Here is a 16,636-nt window from a genome sequence, read left to right on the forward strand (position 1 = left end):
CTCTCTTCAGATGAAAGCCCTTCCTTATCGGACTGACGGTTTTAAATGTCTGATTGCCTTAGCCGCCAACGCGTACTATCGAACCATCCACAATCGTCGCAACCCTCTTCGACGAGACCCGCCCGGTGTTATCGGATGACAGATCCGACCCCAGAAGGTTTTCGATGCCATCGTGGTCAGGATTGTCGAAACGAAGAAATCCTTTGCCTTCGCAATCTACGCGGCATTGTTGCGCAGCAGAACCGGATCGATCGACTTCGTGGCGAACGCCATTTGTGACTGATGGTCGATCAGGCTCAGAGCGTGATCGGCCGGCGAAAGCAGCGGTTTTGGCTGTGCCTGAAGCCTCGTGTTCTCCAGGTTGATTCAGCAAACGTGATATCGCGTGATGAAGACCGTCCGCGCTGAGAGTTCCATCGACATGGATGAGCGCCCCGCAGGAGCGATTTCGAAGGAGCGATAGTAATTGACCTTCTGAACTTGATAAATAGAATGGAACGAATGGATTCCATTCCGGTTTTTTCATGCCTTCTCTTCCCGATCTTCAAGCTTGGGCCATATTTGCCCGTGTTTCCGATCTCGGCTCGTTTGCCAAAGCGGCCGAATCGCTAGGCATGTCGCAGCCCACCGTATCGAAGGCGATTGCCCGCCTGGAGCAACGGCTCGGCACAGCGCTGCTATATCGGACATCGCGCCGGCTGTCGTTGACCCCGACGGGTTGCATGGCCCTCGAACGCGCGGGCCGCATCCTGAACGAAGGTGAAGCCGTCGAAGCCGAGGCGTCGGCGCAAGCGCTCACGCCGCACGGCACGGTGCGCGTCAGTGCGCCGATGTCGTTTGGCCTCAAATATCTGACACCGCTGATTCCCGAGTTTCTCAACCGCTATCCCGATGTCAACATCGACCTGTCGTTGACAGATACTGTGATCGATGTCGTCGCCGAAGGGTACGATGTGGCACTGCGCATCGCCGAGCTGCCGGACTCGTCGCTGCGCTCGCGCAAGCTCTGCGAGGTGCGCCGGCCGCTCGTCGCAAGCACGGACTATCTGTCCCGCAACGGCCGCCCGACGCATCCACGGGAACTCGCGGACCATGTCTGCCTGATCTACACCAATCTGCCGACGCCTGGCCAATGGCGCTTCCGTCATGCGTCCGGAGACGAGTGCGTGGTGCCCGTGAAGGGGAGAATCAGCAGCAACAATGCCGAGGCCATCATTCCGGCACTGCTTGCGGGACAGGGTCTGGCGCTACAACCGGAGTTCGTCGTCTGGGATGCGCTGTGCAGCGGTGAACTGGAGGAAGTCTTGCCAGACTGGGAGATTGCGAGAGTTCATCTCAACCTCGTCACACCGCCTGGTAGTTTCAGGCCGGCGCGGGTGACAGCGATACTGGCCTATCTCGGCGAATGTCTTGCGAGCGTGCCCTGGGCGCATACGAAAGACTGAACTCAACTCTCATGAACGCAGGAGTTGAGTGCGCAACAAACTCGCCCGGGTTGCTTCGTCAGATCACTTGTTGGCGTTCATGGAAGAGGTTGGCGTCATCCACATCGTTTGGTAATCCACAGCAGACCGTACTGGTTCCATGGCATCCACGATTTATCTTCGCGGTTGGCCACGTGAAGCGCGCGATACTACGTCGGTGCTCTTCCTGAGTGACAGAGTTGACTAGACGGTCGCGTGGGCGGTATGCGGCCTAACTGAGCGATGTCGTGGGAGCAGTATCAACAGGAACTCACATGCGACCGCGAACTCTTCCAGGTGATTGCGTTGGATGCGAAGGGCGTCGCTCGAAGACGTATCACTGCAAAGCGTGCGGCGGGCCTGCTTGAAGAGTCCGCACAGATCGCAGCCGAAGCCCAGTCCGAAGCCTTGGCGCTAGCGCAAGCTGCGACAACAAAAGCAAGCCGGCACAACCAACCCGCCGCCAAAGACACACCGAGCGCAAGTTCAGAAACCGGCCAACAACAGAACATCGCACCGCACTAATCCATCAGCAGCGGCCAGCGCGTCCCCCAGACGCGCTGAAGAACTCATCAAACACACCTTCAACAATCACGTCTCGCACTCGCGCCCGCGGAGGCACCTCCGCTTAGGCGTCGACCTTCGCTTCGCAGCGTAATCCAACAGTTGTGCCCACGCCCTAGTGCGATTCTGTTCGACCAGAAATACGTCCCGCCGGCACCGCCTGTACAATTCACCTCGATGCAAGAACGCATCTGCTACCGGGCTCGGTACTCGTTGTGCGAAAGTCGTTAATAGCCTTCTCCGAGCACCTGCGGCCACCCCTTTCGACGTGAGTAAACCGTGCCAATGTCCCAAGCAATCGATTACCTCAACCCCGATCTTCCCGCCGACCTAGGACGCGTTTTAATGCCCGTAGTCGACGCAACCCCTACAACGCTTAAAGGATTTGGCAAGCTTGTATCAGACCCGAGCGATTGCCCAATCGAGATTGTGCAGTGGCCATCGGTGGGGACAAGACCCATCGACCCAGGAACTGGAGATGAGGCAGGCACAACCGAAGGGACATTCGTAAGCGAATGGCGCGGGGATATTCTCTACGGTCGAAACGAGGCCGTGGGTGGCAACTACATTCTTGCGTACGCCAGAGACCCGGAAGCAGCCCGCGACGACAACGTCAACGCCCCTGAGCGCATGTTGCTTTGGCACGCGAACTACCACCCGGACGGCGGACAACTATTCTTTCCTCTCGATCATCGTCCCTTTTACATTCCACTGGCATTGCCCGGGGATGACATCGCGCCGGAGAAGTTCGTGTGCTTTCGCTTCGACGGACAGCAGGGTCTGTACATCCATCCGAACGTCTGGCACGAAGGTGTGTTCACGCTTGAAGGGACGCAGCGGTTCTTTGACAAACAGGGCGCAGTTCACGCGCGTGTTTCTGTCGACTTTGCCCGCGAGTTTGGCTGTCTTCTCGAGGCGCCGATCGCCAGCGCCGCCTAACCGGGTGGTCGAGGCGGCACGCCCAAGGTTCACCACTTTCAGCACACCACTGCGCCTCGCGATATGCGAGGAAATCGCGTCCATCAACGGCGGGTTGAGCACATCGTACAGTGGGAGTCCGAGTTCAGTGAGCCGGGCACGCACGCCGCCGCATCACTGACGTCAGTGATGCGCACTTCAATCGTAACTGTACCGGCGCTCATCGTTAGCAGCGCTGGCGTCCGCAGCGCGTTTACCGCAAACCACGTACACTCACACGCGGCCGCGGTAGCGCATCGATCGATGATTAGACAGCACGTGCACGCAACATGCTGCACTACGCCGAGCGCCGCCGCGAAGATCGCTGCTCTATTACGAAATCGTTAAGCATGGGAAACAATCAACTTACCAACATTACTCTTCGACAGAGCCGTGTCGTTGTCGCCGGCGGCACGTCAGGAATTGGCTTTGCCGTAGCCGAAGCGGCAGCGCATGCCGGAGCTGAGGTCATCATCGCCTCGAGCAGCCCGAAGCGCGTCGCGGCTGCACTGGAGCAACTACCGCAAGGCACGCGCGGCGAGCCACTTGATTTCACCGACAAGGCGCAGGTGAAAGCGTTCTTCGAGCGCGTTGGTGCGTTCGATCATCTCGTCTACACGGCTGGCGAATCGCTGCTTCTGCAGAACCTTGCTGAGCTAAGCATCGAAGCCGCGCAGCGTGCCTTCGAGGTGCGCTACTGGGGCGCGCTCAAGGCCGTCAAATATGCGACGCCGCACATTCGCGCGGGCGGCTCCATCACACTGACAAGCGGCGTGGCATCGTCGCGTCCGCTGCCTGCGTGGACCATTCCAGCCAGCATTCTCGGCGCAATCGAGTCACTGACACGGACCTTGGCCGTTGAGCTTGCGCCGCTGCGTGTCAATGCCGTGGCGCCCGGCGTCTTGCGTACCGCCCTGTGGGACAACATGAGCGAAGCCGATCGCGAGGGTCTTTACGACTATATCGCCGAGAAGATGCCGGTACGGCGGGTCGGGGAGGCGAGCGACGTCGCGCAAACATATCTTTATCTGATGCAGCAGGGCTTTAGCACGGGACAGGTCATCGTTGTCGACGGTGGTCACGTGCTGGTGTAACGGATAACAGCTCGCTTTCGCGAAATCAGGCGGACCTATATCGGAAGATCGGAAGAGGCATGCGCCTCTTCCGATAAGCCGTCATGCAAGCCGAATCGGATTACTCAATCCCGCTGCTTACGAACAACTGACCGTGCGCATGGCGCACGGGGTCCGGTCGTTTCGTAGACAGGCGAAAGCACCTTGCCTACTGCTTGAACTTGGCGGGCACTTGCGTCATGTCGATCTTGACGATCTCGCCGAAGTCCTGGGTCTTGCCGTCCGGCAGGAACTTCTCGCTGGGCGGGAAGGGGTTCGTGGCCGTGGCCATCGGTACCGTGCTCGGCTCGTCAGTGATACCGAAGTCCGAGTCGTTCGAGATGTAAATCTTGGTCGGGTCGGCCGGATCGACTGCCACGCCTTCAACCTTGTCGTGGCCGAAGTACATACCCTTCGGATCAATAGCGGTGAAGAGTGCGGCGTAGTTGAGGAACATTCCCTCAGCGCCGACGGTGATGCCAGCGGTGCTGAGCGCTTGCACGGCGGCGGGGGCGTCAACCGTGCCGGCCAGATCCTCGATAGTCTTGCCGCCCACCATGAGGCCGTTGGTCGAGTTGTAGGTGACCGCGCCGCCGGCGATGGTGGTGCCGATCAGCGGCGATTTCGGGCCGACGTCGGTGGCTTTGCTCAAGTCGAGCTTCCACAGATTCTTGTCGGCCTTGGCCTTGCCGGTCGCCGTGCCGTCGCTGGTGCCCTCGAAGTTGCCGTCGCGCTCGTCGACGATGAAGGTGCCGTCGGGCAGCGCGGTGATCTCGCTCACGGCCTGGCCCTCGGGGTTGCCGGCGCCGTTGGTGTGCAGCGAATAGAGGTACTCGTGTACGTCGTTGATCGGGTCGGAGAGCGAGACCTTGACGACACGCGTGATGGCGCCCTTGGCCGAGGCGACCGCGGCGGAGCCGTTCTTGTCCAGCGGCGACTGCATGATGCCGACGAGGTACTTGCCGTCCGGGGTAAGGGTGAGGCCTTCCATGCCCTTGTTCGGCTTGCGCTTCTTCAGCTCGCCGGGCAGCGCCACGTCGTTGCCCGACGTGGCGGTGGAGTAGGGGTTGAGCCGCGAGATTTCCTTGCCGGTCGCGTCGAAGTGGACGATGTAGGGACCGTATTCGTCGGAGACCCAGAAGGTGCCGTCGGCCATGGCGACCAGACCTTCGGGGTCCAGGCCTGCCGTGCTCGTGGGCAGCACGTTGCCGTTCACGTCGTAGATGATCTCGGCGGTGGTTGCTTCGGGGTTGACCCGGCCGTTCATGGGGGTGCCGTCAGCCAGCGAAAGACCGATGACCCTGGAAACGTTGGCCTTGCCGTTGACGAGCTGGAACAGCGCGATCGCCGGCTGAAAGGCCTGGTAGGGCTCGATCTTGTTGGTGCCGTCGGGCGCGGTGACATTGGGGCCGCGATCGGTCATGCCGTAGAAGAAGCCGGCCTGGTTGGGCGCGGGCGCCAGCGCGGAGCCGTAGCCTGTGCCGACGATGGGCACGTTGCCCCAGCTCGTGTACGGAGCGATGGATTGGCTGAAAAGCTGGGTGCCCTGCTGGGTCTGGGGCGCGCTGGTTCCCGAATTCGTGGACGTATCATCGCTGCCGCAGGCAGCAAGCGCCAAGGTGAAAGTCAGGCCTACGCACATCTTCTTGTCGAGCATTTCCCGGTCTCCTTATTCGTATTGCGTCGTTTGGAAACCGTAAAGGATATGGTCGGAAAATGAAAAGTTTGTGGCAAGCCGTTCGATAGGCGGCGCAGTTAGCGGGTCGAGGTCTGAGTGTATGTGTCTGTATGTGTCCACGTCACAGGGATAGCGGACGACGGTATCGGCCGTTTGACGCCGCTGTACAGTGTCGATTGAATGAAAGGAGACGCGATATGGCGAACCCCCCGAAAAAATGGCCAATGCTTTCCGCGTTGGTTTTATTGCTCGCCGGCTGCGCGGCGGGCGGCAGCCAGCAAAGCGCGGCGCACTTGAGCGCATCGCAATGCATCGACCTGGCCGCGCTCAGGAACAACGCCCCTCCCACCCCGGAGCGAAACCGCAGCGAACTGGCGGCTCTAAGGAAGGCAGGCTACGACCCATCAAGGTGGTTCGACCCGTACTACCCGGAGGATCTACAAGCGGCACAGCGCCAGGTCGACCGTTGGTTTCAGGCGGAATGCCAGCAGGCGCCACCCGCTTGACGTCGAACTCAATTGAGCTCCAGCTCGCCGGGGTGACGCACAAGAGTCCGCATGGCTCACTGAGCTGTCGCCAACGTGGCGATTTTGGTGTGTTGAGCGTGTTTTCTGGTCTTGTGCAATCGTGCCGGATGTTCCGGCGGGAGCCCCAAATTGGACGCGATCTGTAGCCCAGCAACCTGATGCCTGATTTGCGAGAGCTTCTTGCGCGCGTCCTGATCTTCGACCTTCAGGTTCTTGACCTGGTCTGCGGCCTGCGCTTGCTGCGTGGCGACTTCGTCGCGCTGGGTCTGAGCGATCTGGGCGTCGGCCTGCAGTTGTTGTGCCTTGATTTGCGCCTGCTCGACCAGGCGCTGGGTCGCTGCTTCCTGCGCTGCCAGCTCGGCACGCCTGTTTTGCGCGGCCGCCAGCCTTTCGGTCTGCGCCACAAAGTCGGCGTATACCGCTTCAGCGCGTTTCTTGTTCTGCGTCGCGATTACCCGCCAGTAAGTAAGCGTCTCGATCGCGAGCCCGGTGCCGCGAATCACGCACGTCATCGGTTGTTCAGCGACCGCCACCGGCAGTCCCGTTTCTTCGCGCAAGCGTTGATCGAGGCCTCGCAGCATGGCGCTTCCACCGGTCAGCATGAATCCGCGATCGGCGATGTCTGCTGCAAGCTCTGGCGGGGTGCTCTCCAGGACGCGTCTTAGCAGCGACACGATCTGCTCGAGCGGCTCGATGAACGCTTCGTATACCTCCTGGCTAGATAGAGTCATGGAGCGCGGGATGCCTTCGGCCAGGTTGCGGCCGGTCACTACCGTCTCCAGGTCGTCCTTGGGTGGAAGCGCGCTGCCGATCTCCAGCTTGACTCGTTGCGCGGTGTGCTCGCCGATCAGCAGGCCGTGAGTGCGGCGAACGTAGTTAATGATGGCCTGGTCAAGCGTGTCGCCTCCCACGCGAGCGGATGCCCCACGCACGAGCGCATTGGCGCCTGCGCATCTCGTGGCGGTGGCGTCTCCACGATTGCTGCCGCGCTGGTACGCGGACGCCGGAGCGATTTCGATCTATTACGCGACGCGAGTGCTGCTGCCAGCGAAAACACGCGTGTTTGTCGACTACGTCGTCGAGGCGTTCGAGCGGCAGCGGTTAGCCGAAAGGTTTGCGGGAAGCATCGAACGAGTCGAGCGTCACGGCCGGGGGCGTTAAAGGACCATGCCGCCCGAGACCTCGATGCGCTGCCCGTTGATCCAGCGGTTGTCGTCCGAGAGCAGGGCGGCGATCATCGGGCCAATATCGTCGGGTTCGCCGACGCGGCCGAGCGCGGTCATATCCGCTACGCGTTTGTTCACTTCGGGATTGTCGCGCACCATGCCGCCACTGAAGTCGGTCGCGATAGCGCCCGGGGCGACGGTGTTGACCGCGATTCCGCGTGCGCCGAGTTCCTTCGCCATGTAGCGTGTCAGCACTTCGACGGCCCCTTTCATTGACGCATACGCGGAAGACCCGGGAAGCGTGATGCGCGCCAACCCCGAAGAAATATTCACAATGCGCCCACCGTCGTTGATGAGCGGCAACAGTTTTTGCGTGAGGAAGAACACGCCTTTGAAATGGATACGATAGACGGTGTCCAGTTCGTCTTCGGTTGTCTGGTCAAATGAGTTGTGCAGCGAGGTTCCCGCATTGTTCACGAGGTAGTCAAAACGTTGGGCGCCCAGGCTGGCCAGCGCGTGCTGAACATCCTGCACGAACGGGTCGAACGAACCGACGTCGCCGGTATCGAGTCGCAGCGCAATGGCCCGACGTCCCGTCTCTTCAACCGCGGCGATCACATGTTCGGCCTCTGCACGATTCGAGTGATAGGTGAAGATCGTATCGATGCCGCGCCTCGCGAGGGACAGCACGGTATTGCGGCCGAGACCGCGGCTGCCGCCGGTAACGATTGCAATTTTCGGATTTGAGGCAGGGGTAGTGTCGATAGGCATTGCATGCTCCTTTGGTTTGGCATGGGGACAACAATAGCTTTGTCGTCACTTCATTTGAATGCCGGATCTCACCTGTTTCTTGCCTAATCCTGCTCGAGTGCTTATAACGTCCTGACCACCCACACCGTGAGACCTGGATATGTTCGATGCGCTGATTGCGGCTGTGACCGACTACACGGACGCGCAGACCGGCGAAAGCCCTTACGTCACGGCAGTCGAGGGACTGACGATTCTCCGCTCGAATCAGGAGACGCGGCCCAATCATCTGATCCACAAGCCGGCACTTTGTATCGTTGTGCAGGGCGCAAAGGCCACGACGTTCGGCAGCAGACAGTTCGACTACAGGGCGGGACAGGCGTTGATCGTCAGCGTGGAGACGCCGGCGTTCGGGCGGGTGGTCGAGGCCGGTCCCGGGAAACCGTTTCTTGGCGTTGTCATCGAGTTGGATCTGGCGATCATGCGCGACGTGGTGCAATCATTGGATACGCTGCCTGAGTCGAGCGGTGGCGCACGGTCGGGGATTTTCGTCGCGAATTTCGACGGACCGCTCGCCGACTGCGCGCTGCGCATGATTCGCCTGCTCGATACGACACACGCCATCCCGGTGATCTATCCGCTGCTCATGCGTGAGATCAGCTACTGGCTTCTGAGCGGTCCGGGCGGTGCTGAGATCGCGCGGCTGGCGTTGTCCGGCGGACATTCGCAACGTGTGATGAGCGCAATCCATCTGTTACGTGAACACTTCGCGGAACCTGTGCGCATCGAGGATCTGGCGCGCACTGCCCAATTGAGCCCTTCGGCATTCCATCGTGAGTTCAAGGCACTCACGTCGATGACGCCGCTGCAGTACCAGAAGCAACTTCGTCTGCTGGAGGCGCGCCGTTTGATGAGCGCTGATGCGACCAATGTGGAAACCGCCGCGTTTCAGGTCGGCTATGAAAGCGCATCGCAGTTCAGCCGGGAATATGCGCGCATGTTCGGTGCGCCGCCGCGACGCGAGGTTGTTGCATTGAGAAGGGGGGCGTCGTAAGCAGAGAGACGCTATACGTTTGGCCTATGCCGGTTCAGGTGGCCCTTGAAATGCGACGGCTATTGGGCACTCTTGAGGCATCGGTGCGCTGAGCCGGCGTCCTTCAGGGGGCGGGGCAGGTTAATCGCCGTCTCGTCGGCTTGAATACGGATTCGCCACCCACAGTGCCGCAGCCCGCAGAATACGTCTATCATATTTGTAGCGCTGGTTAGCGGCCGGCGGACAGGCCGAACAAATGTCGCTGCCCGGTAGCGCACAGATGGGTATTTATTTCTCGATGTCGTGCCCGGGAGGTCTCATGATTTCTATTCCACCGCCGGCGATGGCAATGAACTCCCATGACGTTCCTCCGCCGTGGTATCACTCGCAAATACGTGGAACGTAGTGGCCGACATTACGCCACAGCATCTAATGGGCTGGGCTGCTCACGTACTTAAGGAATGCCGGGATAAGCGTAGGAGCGCCGTCTCGGCTTTCTGACTCTCGGTGTCCGACAATGCTCGTACCGTGCATCTGCGACTAATTAACATCAAAGTCGGCTGTGTGAGGTGGAGCCGACTTTGATTTCCTCGAATTTAGCGATGAGTGGGTGACTCCTCATGGCCGACATACGCCAATCATTTACATGGCGCGCAAAGTCCAGCCGGCAACGCAAGGAGCAGCGGACCCGGCCAACGAATCAACTACGTTTAGCCAGATAGGCATCCACCAACTCGACCAGTCGTTCCCGCCCGAAGCTCCCGTCGTGTCCAGCGTGGACCACTTGCACGGGCAATTCACGCAAGCGCTTCATCGTGCGCACATAAGCCGGAATATCAGCACCGCCTATTTCATCCAGCAGCGGGCCATCGTAGATCGCATCGCCCGAGAACAGTGTGCCGGATGCCGCTTCCCATAGGCCGATGCTGCCCGGTGAGTGGCCGGGTAGATGCAGGACTTCAAAATGCCGGTTGCCGAGATCGACGATGTTCCCTTCCTTGACGATTTCCGTGACCGTTGCGGCACGCACGCGATAGTCCGACATCGCGTAATCAGCGCTGGGAAGGGCCGTGATCAGATCGCCGTCGAACGGATAACCTGCTTCGCGATACCGGCGAATTGCTGCGTCGCCTAATACCGACGCCAGAAGGGTGCCTCGCTCACGCGGCGAGCGCAGGTTGTCTGCCTCCAACTCGTGAACCAGCGTGTGCTCGAACTCATGATGTCCGCCGATATGATCAGAGTGCGTATGCGTGGCGACAGCGGTGACGTCCTTCTGCAGCAGATGCCTCGCTGCATCCTGCAGACTGACGATACCCATTCCTGTGTCGATCATCAGGTCCCGGTCGCGGCCGCGCACATGCCAGATATTGCATCGCATTAGCGGCACGACGTGGGGTTCCCAAAGCAGGGTAATGTCGTCGCTGATGCGTTTGAGTTCGAACCATCGGTCGGCAATCGGTAACATGGTCATGTGGGGTCGCTCACGGTAAGAGTTTGATATTCGTAGACATAACACTAGCTCACAAGCGCAACTTCCCGCATGAGCTGTCTAAACCAAAGCAGCGCTGGATCACGCTCCTGGAACTTGTTGTACTGCACGACCTCGACAAGCTTGGGAATGGGATATGGGCAAGGAAGCAACCGTAGTGACGGTGAATCGCGCTGTAGCATCAATGCAAGACGGGTCTGCAATGTAGCGATCCTTCGGGTCCCAATCAGGAAATGCGGGACGACCCGAAACGTCTCCGCGGTTACCTCCGCCCGACGGACATATCCCAACGCCGTTGCAGCCCGGCTGTCGGATGTGACAATTGCGCCTCCAGCCCACTCCATGATCACGTGACCCAACTCGAGATACTGGGCCAAAGTAAGGACATTGCCGATCAGCTCGTTTTCCGCCCATGTCAGGCATGACCACGAATCCTCGAATATGGGTTCAGCGGGGTGAGACGGCCCGGCGCGGAAGTCCGGCGTAATCAGCAGGTCGACCTCGGCATTCTCCAGATGCATTAGCCCCAGAGTCGCTGCGGTACGCACTCTGAACTTCATGAGCGGTGCCTCGACGGAGGCACGCCTCAGGACCTCGCCGAGAAACACGCTGATGACGTAGTCAGACGTTTCCACCACGATCTTTCGATCCGACGATGCGGGATCAAACGCGGGACTGTCGATGGTGATGGCCTGAATTTGCAGCAACACCTCGCGGACCGGGCGCCTAAGGCCCGCGGCCCGAGGCGTTAACACCATCGCCTTTCCCACCTGAACCAGCAATTCGTCCTTGAAATAGTCGCGCAACCTTGCCATTGCGCAACTGGTGGCGGACTGGCTGAGGAATAGGCGCTGCGCGGCTTTCGTCACGCTGCATTCCTCCAGTAGCGCGTCCAGAACCACCAACTGGTTCAAATCAAGCTTGTTAAACCGCATGGCATCTTCCTCATTGATCGCATCAATATCCGAAGCGCGGAAGATCAATTGTACTGTTTGCAAGATTCGAGGCATTGTTTCCCGGCAGAACCGGTTTTCCGTTACATGGCCCGCCCATCCCGAAGGAATTTCATGTTGCTCTCTAAACTCATGCGAGTTGCCGTGTGCGTGCTTACGGCATCGTTGCTTGCCTTTTCCGGAACCGGTGCGCAGGCAGCCGAGGTGTCGTACAACTATGCCAACATTGATGGCATCAAGATCTTCTACAGAGAGGCCGGGGACAAATCGAAACCGACTCTGCTGCTTCTCCACGGCTTTCCCTCGTCGTCTCATGAGTTCAGGGACCTGATTCCGCTGATATCCCAGAACTTCCACGTCGTGGCGCCTGACTATCCAGGTATGGGCTATAGCGACGCGCCCCCAGCCGACAAGTTCACGCCCACGTTCGACAACGTGACGGCCATTATTGAAAAACTTGTCGTGAGTCTCGGCGATCCGCATCTCATCATCTATATGACGGACTTCGGCGGTCCAGTGGGCATGCGTATCGCCGTGCATCATCCGGACTGGATCGCCGGACTCATTTTTCAGAATGCCATCGTCTCCATCGCGGGCGTCGACCCCTCCCGACGCAAGCGAGACGAAGCGATCACTGGCGAGATCACGCCGGAGAAACGCGCGTTGGCAGAGAGCCATGTATCGCTCGCGACTGCGCTGTTGCTCTATCAGCATGGCGCGCGCAATCCCGCGGCGCTCAATCCCGATGCCTGGACCAACGACGCAGCCGCCCTTGCGAACCCCGATAGCCGCCGGATCATGACCGACTTGCAGCTCGACATTCCGAGCAACGTCGCATCGTTTCCAGTGTGGCAGGCCTATCTGCACGCGCATCAGCCGCGGACACTCGTGGTGTGGGGCAAGAACGATCCGATCTTCCTGCCGGCCGGCGCCGAAGCCGTCAAACAGGCAGTGCCCGACGCATTGGTCCACTACTACGATACGGGTCACTTCGCGCTGGAGGAAGACCACATCGATATTGCACGGCAAATCAACCAGTACTTCGCGTCAACGCATGTTCGAGGTGAAATCGAATCGGTTGACGGCCGCGAGTTCACGGTGTTGACCCGTGAGGGTACGCATATGAAGCTGGCACTCGGCGACCAGACGCGATTCGCAGCGGTCAAGCGCTTTGATGCCGCGACCATCAAGCCGGGCAACTATGTGGGCGCCGCCGGAATGGCAACGGCCAGTGGCGTGAAGGCATTGGAGGTCATGATATTCAGGGAGGAGCGGCGCGGAACGGGAGAAGGGCATTACGACTGGGATCTGACGCCGGGAAGCACCATGACGGGCGCCACGGTAACGTCGGTCACCGAGAAGGCCGACGCCCGTGATCTCAACGTGAGCTATGGCGACAAGACGCTCACCGTCTCGGTACCGAACTCAGCGCCGGTTGTCACCTTCGCCCCAGCGGCTTTTGCAGATCTCAAGCCTGGAGCAGCAGTGTTCGCAGTGGCGGCCCCTAGTGATCATGGACAAATGAGTGCAGTCAGCGTGGTCGTTGAGAAGAATGGCGTCAAACCGCCAATGTAGCGCCCAAGACAATTGAGTACGCAAGCCGAGGAATCGCTTCGGCCGACGAGACAGTTGCGTCCATCTTCCCGGCGAAGTGGCACGACCCGTATCGAAGTTGATTCCGCGAACGGGTTCTCAATCGTGAACACAGGAGCAAACCATGACCTTTGACGGCGCCGCCATCAGGGCGCTGCTGGACGACGCGGTCTCGAAAGGTGCTGTTCAGGGCATTGCGGCAGTGGTCGATCTGGCGCCGACCTCTGAATGGGACGCTGCCGGGCACGGGTCTTACGGCACGGTGCAGGACCCAGCCGCTTCCTGCAGGCATGGCTTAACCAGGGTGGTACCGGAACGGTCAACAGCACACCGATATCAAGCGGCTGCCGAAGTTTGCCTATGAGCAATAAAGTCAATTTCGACGAGCGCGTCACGCGCCAATCCAGTCACGCCGATGCAGGTCCGCGCCGGCAATTTCCCAGGCGGGAAATAGGCAGCATAGACCGCGTTCATCGTCGCGTAATCTCGTTTGAACTCGGTCAGAAAAATCCGCACGGAGACGACATCTTCGAGCCCAAGCCCGGTCCCCTTTAACACCAGAACCAGATTGTCCATCACCCGGGTGGTCTGTGCGGCAACGCCTTCGGGAAGCGGGGCGTTGTCATCGTCAGGCGATGTCGGCATCTGGCCGGTGAGAAACACCCAGCCGCGCTGCTCGGTTGCATGAGAAAAGGGGCCGACCGGCGTAGGCGCACCCTCAACCATCCAGAATCTCGTCGATGAATCCATCTGCAGTAACTCCATGAACAAAGAAAAGCGGCGTGCGCGTACCACTCCTCGCAGCGCCATAGCGAACGCATCACAAATTGATTAGCTTACGAACAAGGCCTTGCGGATGATCGCGTGCACACCCCAGTTGCCATCGACAACCTGTGTCACGCCGAAGTCGACCGCAACGGACATCAACGAGATGGCTTCATCTTCGGTGAGACCCTTGGTCGTCATTAGAAAGCGGCGCGTTTTGATGAACGCGTCGCGCATTGCGAGGTCTAGCGTCGGTTTTTCGTAGACCTTGCTCTGCGCGTGCGCGCCAAATTCAGCAAGATAGTTTGCATGGCTGAAGCCGTGCAACACCCACTCTTCGGGCGTTTCGACAAGCGGATACGTAAGGTCGGCATACGGTTGACCGGCAAGCGTCGCGCTCTTGTGCAGGATCAATTGAAAGTCGCCGGTCAGCGAGCATTCGATCGCGGTCCCACATAACTCCGAATCGCCCTGCGACGCGTGCGGATCCCCGAGTGACAGCAATGCCCCGGGAGCGCCAACCGGCAGAAAGACGCTCGCACCCTGCGCGATGCGCCAGTTGTCGAGGTTGCCGCCGAACGCGGACGGCGGGATCGAATCGATGAGGCCATCCTGTTGTGGCGCGACCGCGATCACGCCGAAATGCGGACGTACGGGAATCTTGACGCCCTTCAGGATCCCATGGTTTTCCTCGATCGTCGAAGGGTCGACCGGCACGCCCGGATAATCGATCGTTGGGTGCACCACACCGAATGGATCGCGCTGCGGCGTCCAGCGATAGTTGTAGACCGCACGCGCATAGGACGGACCGTGGTGCGGCTGGGGCTCAGCGTCAAGTTCGTAGATCGTGACAACTTCGCGTGGTTTCGGCTCGGTCAGCAGCTCGCGGTAATGAAAGCCCCACCACGCGGCCGCATTGCTGCCGAACGCGCGCCCGCTGAATTGCGGATTCGCGCAGCGCCGTGGACGCACATCGAGAATCCTGACTTCCAGTACGTCGCCCGGTTCGGCGCCGCGTACCGCGATCGGACCGGTGCAGATATGCACTCCGAACCCTTCACCGGCCCCGCGTCCGTAGATCGATGCATCGAGCGGTCCGGCACCGCGCCGGTTCACGTTCTTGCGCTCGGCAGTCCAGTGGAACACGCTTTCGGCGCCTGGGTCACCGGCAACCATGCGCGCCCAGTCGTCCGATGCATGCTGCGTCAGCGTCTCTATCGTCACGGTATCGCCGCTGTCGACTTCGAGCACGGGCTTCAGGTCGTGCGAAAAATAGCCCCAATGCACCGTGTTTGCTGTCGCACGCAACAGGTGGTGGCGAGCCTTCCCCGGCCGACGGGTAACGCCCTTCGTGGAAGCGGTCCGTGTGTCGACCGGGGCGCCGGCCACGACTGTACTCATACTCTCGAGCGTTGCTTCCCGCGACCGTGCTTGCGCGTTGGCGTGCGTCGCGCATTGCGCGTTGAGCAGCAGCGCTTCCGTTTTGAACGGTAGTCCGCGCGAAATGTTTCGCACCAGATGCCGGGCCAGGTCCAGGCTCGCTTCCTCACGAAAGGCGCGCGGTGAGGTGCGATACTGCTCGCGAAATGCACGGCTGAAATGCGCGGGATCGTTGAAACCCCAACGGAAACAGATGTCCGAGATCGACATCTTCGCGCATAGAGGATCGACGAGTTCGACCCTGCAGCGTTCCAGGCGGCGCAGTCGCAAATAGGTGGAGAAGCTCTGGCCGGCGGTTTCGAACAGCTTTTGCAGGTAGCGCTGCGAGACGCGCTCTTCTGTGGCAAGAAGCGCGAGACTGATTTTCGGGTCGCCAAGCCGCGCTTCGATACTGCGGCAGACGCGAGAGAAGATGGCCCCCTGTGACGACGTCAGCCCGCTGATCGGCGCTTCGCGCTGATGCGCCGCGAGAATCGCTACCAGGAACTCAATAAGCACGAGTTCAAGCGGACGTAATTCGTTGGTCGACAACGTATCCACGCTTTCCGCCAGCGACGCCAGGAAACCGGAAAACACGTGTCCGACGCCGGTATCGCCGGCGATCCGACAGGCACGCAGCGTGGCGGGCGCAAGGAGCCGCCCTTTGATCGCCGCACGCGGTATACGCACGACAAAGGCGCGGAAATCCGTAGCGAAAACCAGCGAGGCACCGTCGCGCGACGGCAGATAGACAAGGTCGTTCAACGACAGAGGCTGGCGTCGGCCGTCGGCGACCAGCGTCGCCGCGCCGTCAAGGTGCAGCACGATCAGCACGCTTTCGCCGTCGGCAGCATTCGGCTCGAGCGACTGCGCTGCGGATGCCAGCAGGTTCAGATCGAAGCCGCCGATCGACCGCCGAGCCTGGATCATCCCGTGCAAGGCCCGTGCAGAGGGGATCGCGCCGCTACGCCATCCCATGTTGTCTAACGCTTCCCGCCAGGCGTGAATCCGTTCGCTTTCCGGATAGGATTCGGTGGTAAAGCGCAGCAGATCCAAGTGGACTCCAGGGTCGATGCCTGCGGCGCGAGCGCGTCGCAGGCCGCCCGCTACCCTTGGATGGATTCGAAGAGCCGGACAGGTCATCTCGGAAAGCAATATTTACGCCAT

The 16,636-nt window shown here is 60.1% G+C and carries 14 protein-coding genes and 3 pseudogenes; 8 read left to right on the plus strand and 9 right to left on the minus strand.

From position 1 onward, the window contains the following. Positions 1-141 precede the first annotated feature (141 nt). A pseudogene (locus PQR53_RS12215) lies at positions 142-360 on the minus strand (hydrolase); the annotation flags it as partial. Between the two features lie 164 nt (positions 361-524). On the opposite strand from PQR53_RS12215, the gene PQR53_RS12220 reads away from it, so the two are divergent. The 4 genes from PQR53_RS12220 (at position 525) to PQR53_RS12235 (ending at position 4,078) form a co-directional block, all read left to right on the plus strand. Next, on the plus strand, positions 525-1,445 hold the full coding sequence (locus PQR53_RS12220) for a LysR family transcriptional regulator (RefSeq protein ID WP_408453621.1): 921 nt from the start codon (positions 525-527) through the stop codon (positions 1,443-1,445). 261 nt (positions 1,446-1,706) lie between these two features. Further along, a complete protein-coding gene (locus PQR53_RS12225; RefSeq protein ID WP_408453623.1) occupies positions 1,707-1,988 on the plus strand; it encodes a hypothetical protein in 282 nt (93 codons plus the stop codon). 324 nt (positions 1,989-2,312) lie between these two features. Then, complete coding sequence (locus tag PQR53_RS12230) at positions 2,313-2,966, plus strand: ureidoglycolate lyase (RefSeq protein ID WP_408453626.1); 654 nt, start codon at positions 2,313-2,315, stop codon at positions 2,964-2,966. A 368-nt stretch (positions 2,967-3,334) separates the two neighbouring features. Next, positions 3,335-4,078: an SDR family oxidoreductase gene (locus tag PQR53_RS12235; RefSeq protein WP_408453629.1), complete on the plus strand. Its 744-nt coding sequence runs from the start codon at positions 3,335-3,337 to the stop codon at positions 4,076-4,078. A gap of 187 nt (positions 4,079-4,265) precedes the next feature. Here PQR53_RS12235 and PQR53_RS12240 read toward each other — a convergent pair whose 3' ends face one another. Further along, positions 4,266-5,753, minus strand: a complete 1,488-nt coding sequence (locus tag PQR53_RS12240; protein ID WP_408453631.1) for an esterase-like activity of phytase family protein — start codon at positions 5,751-5,753, stop codon at positions 4,266-4,268. 218 nt (positions 5,754-5,971) lie between these two features. Between PQR53_RS12240 and PQR53_RS12245 the strand changes: the two genes are divergently transcribed. Then, positions 5,972-6,280 carry a DUF4148 domain-containing protein gene (locus PQR53_RS12245; RefSeq protein ID WP_408453634.1) on the plus strand — a complete coding sequence of 103 codons (309 nt, stop codon included), beginning with the start codon at positions 5,972-5,974 and terminating at the stop codon, positions 6,278-6,280. A 56-nt stretch (positions 6,281-6,336) separates the two neighbouring features. On the opposite strand, the gene PQR53_RS12250 is transcribed toward PQR53_RS12245, so the two are convergent. Both PQR53_RS12250 and PQR53_RS12255 read right to left on the minus strand, forming a co-directional pair. Continuing rightward, the gene (locus tag PQR53_RS12250) at positions 6,337-6,780 is read right to left on the minus strand and encodes a DUF2968 domain-containing protein (RefSeq protein WP_408454285.1); all 444 of its coding nucleotides are present in this window, start codon (positions 6,778-6,780) and stop codon (positions 6,337-6,339) included. After that, positions 6,769-7,239: pseudogene (locus PQR53_RS12255) on the minus strand (rod shape-determining protein); the annotation flags it as partial. The gene PQR53_RS12250 and the pseudogene PQR53_RS12255, both read right to left, overlap by 12 nt. A 37-nt stretch (positions 7,240-7,276) precedes the next feature. Here PQR53_RS12255 and PQR53_RS12260 point away from each other — a divergent pair. After that, positions 7,277-7,462: pseudogene (locus PQR53_RS12260) on the plus strand (hypothetical protein); the annotation flags it as partial. Here PQR53_RS12260 and PQR53_RS12265 read toward each other — a convergent pair. After that, the gene (locus PQR53_RS12265; protein WP_408453636.1) at positions 7,459-8,238 is read right to left on the minus strand and encodes an SDR family NAD(P)-dependent oxidoreductase; all 780 of its coding nucleotides are present in this window, start codon (positions 8,236-8,238) and stop codon (positions 7,459-7,461) included. The pseudogene PQR53_RS12260 and the gene PQR53_RS12265 overlap by 4 nt on opposite strands. Positions 8,239-8,377: 139 nt before the next feature. Between PQR53_RS12265 and PQR53_RS12270 the strand changes: the two genes are divergently transcribed. After that, a complete protein-coding gene (locus PQR53_RS12270; RefSeq protein ID WP_408453639.1) occupies positions 8,378-9,268 on the plus strand; it encodes an AraC family transcriptional regulator in 891 nt (296 codons plus the stop codon). 679 nt (positions 9,269-9,947) lie between these two features. Here the strand turns inward: PQR53_RS12270 and PQR53_RS12275 are convergent. Both PQR53_RS12275 and PQR53_RS12280 read right to left on the minus strand, forming a co-directional pair. Beyond that, a complete protein-coding gene (locus tag PQR53_RS12275; protein WP_408453642.1) occupies positions 9,948-10,721 on the minus strand; it encodes an MBL fold metallo-hydrolase in 774 nt (257 codons plus the stop codon). 44 nt (positions 10,722-10,765) lie between these two features. After that, positions 10,766-11,737 carry a LysR family transcriptional regulator gene (locus tag PQR53_RS12280; RefSeq protein ID WP_408453644.1) on the minus strand — a complete coding sequence of 324 codons (972 nt, stop codon included), beginning with the start codon at positions 11,735-11,737 and terminating at the stop codon, positions 10,766-10,768. 42 nt (positions 11,738-11,779) lie between these two features. Here PQR53_RS12280 and PQR53_RS12285 point away from each other — a divergent pair, with 42 nt between their 5' ends. Then, positions 11,780-13,267: an alpha/beta fold hydrolase gene (locus PQR53_RS12285; RefSeq protein WP_408453647.1), complete on the plus strand. Its 1,488-nt coding sequence runs from the start codon at positions 11,780-11,782 to the stop codon at positions 13,265-13,267. 354 nt (positions 13,268-13,621) lie between these two features. Here the strand turns inward: PQR53_RS12285 and PQR53_RS12290 are convergent, their stop codons facing one another. Both PQR53_RS12290 and PQR53_RS12295 read right to left on the minus strand, forming a co-directional pair. Next, positions 13,622-14,035 carry a RidA family protein gene (locus PQR53_RS12290; protein WP_408453650.1) on the minus strand — a complete coding sequence of 138 codons (414 nt, stop codon included), beginning with the start codon at positions 14,033-14,035 and terminating at the stop codon, positions 13,622-13,624. A gap of 81 nt (positions 14,036-14,116) precedes the next feature. Continuing rightward, positions 14,117-16,525: an acetamidase/formamidase family protein gene (locus PQR53_RS12295; protein ID WP_408453653.1), complete on the minus strand. Its 2,409-nt coding sequence runs from the start codon at positions 16,523-16,525 to the stop codon at positions 14,117-14,119. Positions 16,526-16,636 lie beyond the last annotated feature (111 nt).

Source organism: Paraburkholderia fungorum (assembly GCF_046027605.1).
Taxonomy (GTDB): Bacteria; Pseudomonadota; Gammaproteobacteria; order Burkholderiales; family Burkholderiaceae; genus Paraburkholderia; species Paraburkholderia fungorum_F.